The organism is Pseudalkalibacillus sp. R45 (assembly GCF_052246725.1).
In the GTDB taxonomy this organism is placed as follows: Bacteria; Bacillota; Bacilli; order Bacillales; family Fictibacillaceae; genus Pseudalkalibacillus.
Genome location: NZ_JBQQCL010000033.1, coordinates 20,325 through 27,927, shown reverse-complemented (window position 1 = coordinate 27,927; position 7,603 = coordinate 20,325). Strand labels below are relative to the sequence as shown.

The window sequence follows — 7,603 nt, the reverse complement described above, 5'->3', positions numbered from 1 at the left end:
TAAAATGCACGTACACACAACTCCTATCCCCACTCTTGTTTCTCGTCAATTCAAGTGTACAGGTTATAGGAGCTTGTGTGTTTTTTTACGTGAATTTTTCTCATACCCCAACAAATATTGTAGAGCCTTAAGAAAAGAGCCTAAATGAATGAAGTGCAAGTAAAAACAGGACTGACGTGATTTGTCAGTCCTGTTTTTGATACTTCCCTATGCCCGCGTAATTGTCGGATTTGAATTTTCTTCATATTTTTCTCTTATTTTATCTGACCCTTTGTTCGGCGGGCCTAGACTGATGACAATATCTCCATCTTCACCCTTGACTGAACTTTCTTCTGTGAAAAAAACGATTTTCCTTGAGGTCTTTAATATACAAAGTAATTCTGCATCATCAGCCCGTTCATTCACATATTGTTGAAACGTATATTGGTCAGTGATTTTCGTTTTTCTGAAGACATAGCCGCTTTCTACCTTTTTATTGAGCACTTCCCACGTTGCTCCATCATGAAATATGATGTTACCGCCAACTGTAGGGTCAAGTCCACGGAGATCATCTCCAGTGGTATTATGAAGGCTCAATTGATAGACATTTGTCCTTCCAAATGTAGGAACGAACGTATTACAAACCAGCGCATTATACGAATCGATATCCGTCGAAGCTACCATATATTCGTACGGGGTGAAATCAATTTGGTAATCAGTCTGTTCAGATAGGATTTCCCCTCTATAGGTTGGTACTCCAAGATTACGAGCAGTTATTAATCGATCGTAGGAAGAGTCCGTAATCAACACCGGGATATTCATTTCTTTTAAAACTTCTCCAAATTTAGCGCTGAAAAGGCTCCCGCCGACTAGTAGAACACCTGGTTGGTCATCAATCGCAAGCCCCAGCTTCCTAGCCATCCAACGGATCGAAAACCCGTGTGCGCAAACCGTAGCAAACACAAGTCCTAACGTCAACGGAGTCAGCAGTCTTGCATCTTCAAACCCTTGATCTTGTAAGGCACTATCAAAATACCCTGAAACTGTCAGTGCAACAATTCCACGGGGCGCAATCCAACCGACCAATGTTTTCTCTTGAAATGACAAATCGGTTCGGATCGTTGACAGAAAGATCGATAATGGTCGAACCAGTATCATCATTAAGACAACGAAAGAGAGTATGTTCCAGTTGAAAATCTCGAGGAGCGTTTCAATTGTCAAGGACGCCGTAATCATAATGAATACTGCAGAAATAAGCATGACCGACATTGTTTCTTTAAAGTGACGCATATCATCGATGGAAGTAATGTGCATGTTTGCCATCGTGATTCCCATTACAGTTACTGCTAATAGTCCTGTTTCATGCATGATTTCATCTGAAATGGAAAAACAAGCAAGTACAAAAGCAAATACGAAAGGTGACTTCAAGAACTCAGGTACATGCCCTTTTTCAATCATCCAACCAGATACTCGTCCGAATAGCCATCCAAGAAGTCCCGCTACTGCAGAAGCTACGAAGTAGAGTAACAACGTTTGAGCTGTGACACTTTCTTCTGTAAGAAATTTAATGATTTCAAAAGCGAATACAGCTAATAAAGCGCCAAAAGGATCGACGATGATACCTTCCCATTTTAGAATCGCTGCAGGCCGAGCCTTTAGCTTAGCCTGTCTTAAAAGAGGGAGAATGACCGTCGGACCAGTAACAATGAATAACCCTCCGATTACATATGCAACAGCCCAGGAAAGTCCAGCAAAATAATGCGCTGCCCATGAGCCTAGAACCCATGCGATTAGTGCACCAAAGGTGACAATCCGTAATATCGGTCTGCCGACTCCTTTTATTTCGCGATAATCTAAATTTAAACTGCCCTCAAAAAGGATGATGGCGACAGCTGCTGAAATGATTGGATTGAATAATTGCCCAAAATCCTCTTCCGGATTTATGATACCTAAAAATGGACCGGCTAGAAGACCAGCAACTGTCATGATTACGATTGCAGGAAAACCGAAACGCCAGGCTAACCATTGTGATCCGATACCCAACACGATGATCAGCATGATTGTAAATAGTAAAGATTCAATCATTATGTTCTCCTTCACTGTGAATATTTTGATGATGACGTGTATCTATCGTTTTATTTAGTACCCTTTTAGTATGTAAAATTCTCAAATTTTCATGATATTTAATTTATTATACAGGTTTTCGGATTCATGTCTAACAATAACGTTATACTGAAAAATGCAAAAAAAAGAGACCCTCTGCACGACTTTAATATGCAAGAAGGTCTCCTATACTATTATGATTTTTTCAGCTGTCTTACTTGTCTCACTTGTTTCACTTGTTTGATTGTTCTTGCTTTCAGGTTAAGTCCATTTCCTAAAGAACCAAAAAGCTTTCCTTTATGCGGGTCGATCAATTCTTTATCATTGTAATAGACTCTTGGTGTTTTGAAGAGAGCCAACAACGCTTGGCCAAAAGGCATTTCATGGTAGCGATCCGGCCACATTTTCTTGATATGTGCTTTGACCATCGGATAGTACTTGGGACTCATACCAGGGAACAGGTGATGTTCCGTGTGATAAGAAAAGTTGAAATGCAGGACATCTACCCACTTTGGTGTTACGACTGTCAGACTGTTCGCTAATGGGTCATTCACGGGTACAAGCGGATTCAAGCGATGGTTCGTTGAAATATAGGCCATAACAATGAAGTTAGCAATCAACAACGGCAATAAAAATGCAAAGAACCATTTCTCAAATCCAATCCACATTAACAGACCAATCCATGTGGCCCAAGGTAAAATTGCTTCGAGCCAAACACTCGGTTGTTTCTTTGGATTGAACTCCTTGATATAAACGGTGAACATCTTCAAGGAATGCAGTGTGAACGTAACAGCTAATGCAGCAAAACTTGCAATCGCTCGAATTGAAAATGGGATTCTATACATCCACCGCATAAATTTATTCTTCGAGAATTTTTTCATGCTAGGCCATGCATCAGGGTCTTTTTCTTCATCCTGCGTATGAACATGATGCGTCAGGTTATGCCATTTTCTCCAGAGTTTAGGTCCAGTGGTCAGCGGCCAAAATGCAACTGCGCCAAGGAAATCCCGCAGCCAAGGCTTCCGTACGACTGTACCGTGTAAAATCTCATGTCCCAAAAAGCCCATTCCAGCGAAACTAGCTCCCAGGATTAAACTGATCAATAGGTTCAACCAAATATTTGTTTCAAAGAAAATGATCGTAACGAAACTAGCAATCGAAATAAGCAGGTATACTAAACCACCTAAAAGTCTTGAAGGGACAGGTTTGAATGCTTTCTTTGGCATGTGAGGAGCTATCCTAGCAGCATACCAACCAAATGTATGATAATCTTTCATGTTTTACCGCTCCTTTGTGTTCACTCTGTAACAAGTTTCGTTATATACGGACTGTTTATGTTCCCCTCCGAACTGTGCAATTTAATCATCACTTTAATAAGCTTTAATTTTCTGAAACTTAGACTTAACCCTAACAGGTCTGTGCTGTAAAAGTCAATGAATAATTATTACCAAGTCATAATAGTTGGTGGTATATTTTTTTAAAAGCTTTTTTCGCAAACTTTGTAGCTCTTGCACTTGAAGAAAGTATAAAATACTTTCTTCAGTATAAGGGCAACTAAGGCTCGACATACAAAAGGCTTGGTCTCGCCAAGTTTTTTTTAAAAGTCGTCGATTTCCGCTCCAGGATGCTCGCTTTCCGCGGGGCGTTCGGTGAGCCCATTCGTCGCCTTGCGACCTCAGGAGTCTCCTTTTCAAGGAAGCATTTGTGCTCCTGCGTCTACAAGAAAGTCCTGTCGAAGCGAGCTTTCTCGTCGCATGCCTTGCGAGGAGATTATCCAGGTAGTAGGCACGCTGATCCCGCAGGACAAGGAAAGCTTCGGCAGCGTTATATCACACGAAGAAAATGCGATTTTCATTTTCGAGGAGTCTCGCACCTTGCTCTCCAATCAACTTGCACAGCAGTTTTACAAATGACTCAAAAGCAACAATCTTTTAGAAAAGAGCCTTTTTAAAAAGTTTTCTTTTGTCGATTTCTCCTCTCCATACATGAATTCCATTTGTTAGGAAAAATTATCTAACAAATGATGTGAATGAGGAGGAATATTATGACAACCAATCCATCACTCCCCCAATTTCCAGAACCTATATGGAGATCGGGAGTAGAACTTCAGGCTTTTGATACTTTAATTGAAGATCAATCAGTTGACGTCGCTATACTCGGAGCAGGTATTACCGGTATCACAACAGCCTATCTATTATCAAAGTCGGGGCAAAAAGTCGCCTTGATCGATGCTGGCAGTATCCTTAACGGGACAACCGGCCATACAACTGCAAAAATCACGGCTCAACATGACCTTATTTATGATGAGTTGATCCAGCATATCGGTGAAGTGAAGGCAAAACAATATTATCGCTCCAATACGGAAGCTCTGCAATTCATCCAAAACACCATTACAGAAAATAATATTGACTGCGGATTTAAGAGTGAGGATGCTTATCTATATGCTACGGAAAAAACGTCCCACCAAAAACTGCAGAAAGAGTTTGAAGCCTATCGGAAATTAGGAATTGATAGTGACCTGGTGGACGAAATTCCGTTTGATATTCCAATTGAATCTGCTTTAGTCATGAAAAACCAGGCACAATTCCATCCTCTCCGTTATCTGCTTCCGCTTGTAGAGAAAATCAAATCTTCTGGAGGAATGATTTTCGAGAACACACCTGCAGTAGATATTGAAACCGGAACTAAACCGAAAGTAGTTACGAGAAATGGATTCAACATTACATGCAATCATGTCGTCATCGCATCCCATTTCCCTTTTTTCGATGGGAGGGGCTTTTATTTCGCAAGGATGCATGCTGAAAAATCGTATGTAATTGCCATTAAATCAAATAAACCATATCCAGGCGGCATGTATTTGAGTGTTGATCAGCCAAAACGGTCACTTCGTGATACGACCATTAATGGCGAGAACTATATCCTTGTCGGCGGCGAAAGCCATAAAACAGGACATGGGATCAATACGTTCAAGCATTACGAGAACCTGCAGGATTGGGCTGAGACAACCCTGGGAATTCGCGAGTCTCCGTTTCGCTGGTCCACTCAAGACCTGATCACCATTGATAAGATCCCTTATATCGGCAAAATAAGTTCGAAGTACGACAATATTTTCGTTGCGAGTGGATATAAAAAATGGGGTATGACAACCAGCACAATCGCAGCAAAATTGCTTACAGACCTCATTACAAAAGGTTTGAGCCCATACGAAGAACTTTATACACCCTCTCGCTTTTACGCGGATCCCAGCCTGAAAAATCTAGTGGTACAAAACGCAGATGTCGCAGGACACTTCGTCGCTGGAAAAGTCGGACTCGCCCATAAAAAGCTTAATGATATGGGGAACGACGAAGGTGCTGTCGTCAAAGTAAATGGAAAACGTACAGGTGCCTATAAAGATGAGAATGGTTGTTTGCACCTGGTTGATACGACTTGTACCCATATGGGGTGCGAAACAGAATGGAACAGCGGTGACCGAACGTGGGACTGCCCTTGTCATGGATCCCGTTTTTCAATAGACGGCACTGTCGTGGAAGGACCTGCCGAGAAACCATTGAAACAGGTATCTCTTGAAGATAAAGAATAAAGCGTGATTATTTGAACGATAGAGGGTATTGGTACAGACAGAACATCCAGAATCGGAGGTCTATCAGTGAAACAAGTATCAAGTGTGTTTTGGATTTCAATTATTATCGCAGGCATTTTTGTTTTTTGGGGAGCAGTTTGGCCACAACAACTGATTAATGTCATGAGCGATACACAAGCTTTTTTTATGAAAAACTTCGGTTGGTTCTACCAACTTTCTGCAACTTTTTTCTTGGTTTTTGCTCTTTTCCTCATCTTCAGTAAATACGGAAAAATCAAACTTGGCAAAGATGAGGATAAGCCGGAATTCAATCGGCCGACCTGGTTCGCGATGCTGTTCAGTGCTGGTATGGGAATCGGATTATTATTTTTCGGAGTCTCCGAACCGATTTCCCACTTTTCAAGTCCGCCTTTTGGTGAAGGAGGGACAAGTCAATCTGCAAAGGTCGCGCTGCAATATACCTATCTCCATTGGGGTTTCCACGCATGGGCGATCTATGCTGTCGTTGCACTCGCTCTAGCCTATTACAAGTTCAGGAAAGGACTCCCTGGTCTTGTGAGCGCCACCCTTTACCCGATTTTAGGGGAAATGGTAAACGGACCGATTGGTAAACTGATCGATATCGTAGCAGTAATCGCAACGTTATTCGGTGTGGCTGCCTCACTAGGACTCGGAGCCGCCCAAATCAATGGTGGTCTGAGCTACCTGACAGGAATACCGAATAATTTTACAATTCAATTCGTTATTATCCTTGTTGTTACTGTCATGTTTCTGATTTCTGCCGCCTCAGGAATCAAACGGGGAATCAAATATTTAAGTAATGCGAACCTATCTCTCGCTGTCCTCCTGTTCTTCATTTTCCTATTTCTAGCGCCAACTGTGTTTGTGTTAGATTTATTCACAACAACATTCGGTGGATATCTTCAAAATTTAGCTAGCTTAGGTTTAAGACTTGCGCCTTTTAATGAAGAAAATGCAACCTGGCTGCAATCCTGGACGATTTTCTACTGGGCATGGTGGATTGCATGGGCACCTTTCGTCGGTACGTTCATTGCCCGTGTATCAAGAGGAAGAACAGTCCGCGAATTCATTACTGCTGTATTGCTCATTCCTACACTCGTTTGTGCTTTCTGGTTTGCTGTGTTCGGGGGCACAGGAATTTTCATGGAATACAACCTTGGTCTCGATGTATCAGGGCAAGCCCTAGAGGCAGCGTTGTTCTATGTATTTCAGCAACTTCCATTCACGATTGTCCTTGTTGTGATAACTCTGTTATTGATTCTGACGTTTTTCATCACATCAGCAGATTCTGCAACGTTCGTATTAGGGATGCAAACCACCTACGGAAGCATTGAACCGCCTAATATTGTGAAAGTGGTCTTAGGCCTGTTGTTATCTGCTTCTGCTGTAGTCCTGATGGCCACAGGCGGGTTGGAAGGGTTCCAATCAGCTATCATCATCAGTGCGTTTCCTTTGGGAGTCGTCCTTCTCTTCAGTTGTTATGCTTTATTGAAAGCTTTCCGAACCGAAGTTAAGGAAAACAAAGGATTTAAAAAGGAAAAAACTTCTGGAAAAATAAAAGCAAAATTGCAGAGAGGCAGGATCAGACGGAAGGTTCAAAGAAATGAAAGTTAATGAAAGCTGACAAAACAGTCAGCTTTTTTTAATACTTTAGTTGTATTTCAGATACATTTAAAAAAGGATTTTACAAACTAAAAAAGAATAATGAATCATGAGGAAATAACCGAAATATCGACATTTGAGATCACTCTTTTCCAGAACCCCAACACCAATTACTGCTATTGCAAAGTTTCTTGATGGTTACAGCTAATTGCAAGAACCTTTTTCAGCAGGCTCTGTCATATTTATATGTTGATTTTGCGGATCACCTGCAGAGAAGCAATTCCGCAACAAATCAACATTTAAGAATTATAGAGT

5 protein-coding genes are annotated in these 7,603 nt (G+C 41.4%); 3 read left to right on the top strand and 2 right to left on the bottom strand.

Translation table 11 applies throughout. The annotated features are described in order from the left end of the window. Positions 1-207: 207 nt before the first annotated feature. On the bottom strand, positions 208-2,064 hold the full coding sequence (locus ACTWQL_RS24285; protein WP_443144937.1) for a cation:proton antiporter: 1,857 nt from the start codon (positions 2,062-2,064) through the stop codon (positions 208-210). A gap of 212 nt (positions 2,065-2,276) precedes the next feature. Further along, a complete protein-coding gene (locus tag ACTWQL_RS24280) occupies positions 2,277-3,359 on the bottom strand; it encodes a fatty acid desaturase family protein (RefSeq protein ID WP_443144936.1) in 1,083 nt (360 codons plus the stop codon). 477 nt (positions 3,360-3,836) lie between these two features. Here ACTWQL_RS24280 and ACTWQL_RS24275 point away from each other — a divergent pair, with 477 nt between their 5' ends. From ACTWQL_RS24275 to ACTWQL_RS24265, 3 genes are all read left to right on the top strand, one after another. Then, positions 3,837-3,995, top strand: coding sequence for a hypothetical protein (locus ACTWQL_RS24275; RefSeq protein WP_443144935.1), 159 nt, complete (start codon positions 3,837-3,839; stop codon positions 3,993-3,995). Between the two features lie 131 nt (positions 3,996-4,126). Beyond that, positions 4,127-5,665 (top strand): FAD-dependent oxidoreductase, encoded by a 1,539-nt coding sequence (locus tag ACTWQL_RS24270; protein ID WP_443144934.1) that lies wholly within the window; start codon positions 4,127-4,129, stop codon positions 5,663-5,665. A gap of 66 nt (positions 5,666-5,731) precedes the next feature. Continuing rightward, complete coding sequence (locus tag ACTWQL_RS24265) at positions 5,732-7,300, top strand: glycine betaine uptake BCCT transporter (protein ID WP_443144933.1); 1,569 nt, start codon at positions 5,732-5,734, stop codon at positions 7,298-7,300. The last annotated feature ends 303 nt before the right edge of the window (positions 7,301-7,603 follow it).

What these genes read in the sequence shown, in the direction of transcription:
- ACTWQL_RS24285 (WP_443144937.1), bottom strand. Translation starts at nt 2,064, where the DNA reads ATGATTGAATCTTTACTATTTACAATCATGCTGATCATCGTGTTGGGT.
- ACTWQL_RS24280 (WP_443144936.1), bottom strand. Translation starts at nt 3,359, where the DNA reads ATGAAAGATTATCATACATTTGGTTGGTATGCTGCTAGGATAGCTCCT.
- ACTWQL_RS24275 (WP_443144935.1), top strand. Translation starts at nt 3,837, where the DNA reads ATGCCTTGCGAGGAGATTATCCAGGTAGTAGGCACGCTGATCCCGCAG.
- ACTWQL_RS24270 (WP_443144934.1), top strand. Translation starts at nt 4,127, where the DNA reads ATGACAACCAATCCATCACTCCCCCAATTTCCAGAACCTATATGGAGA.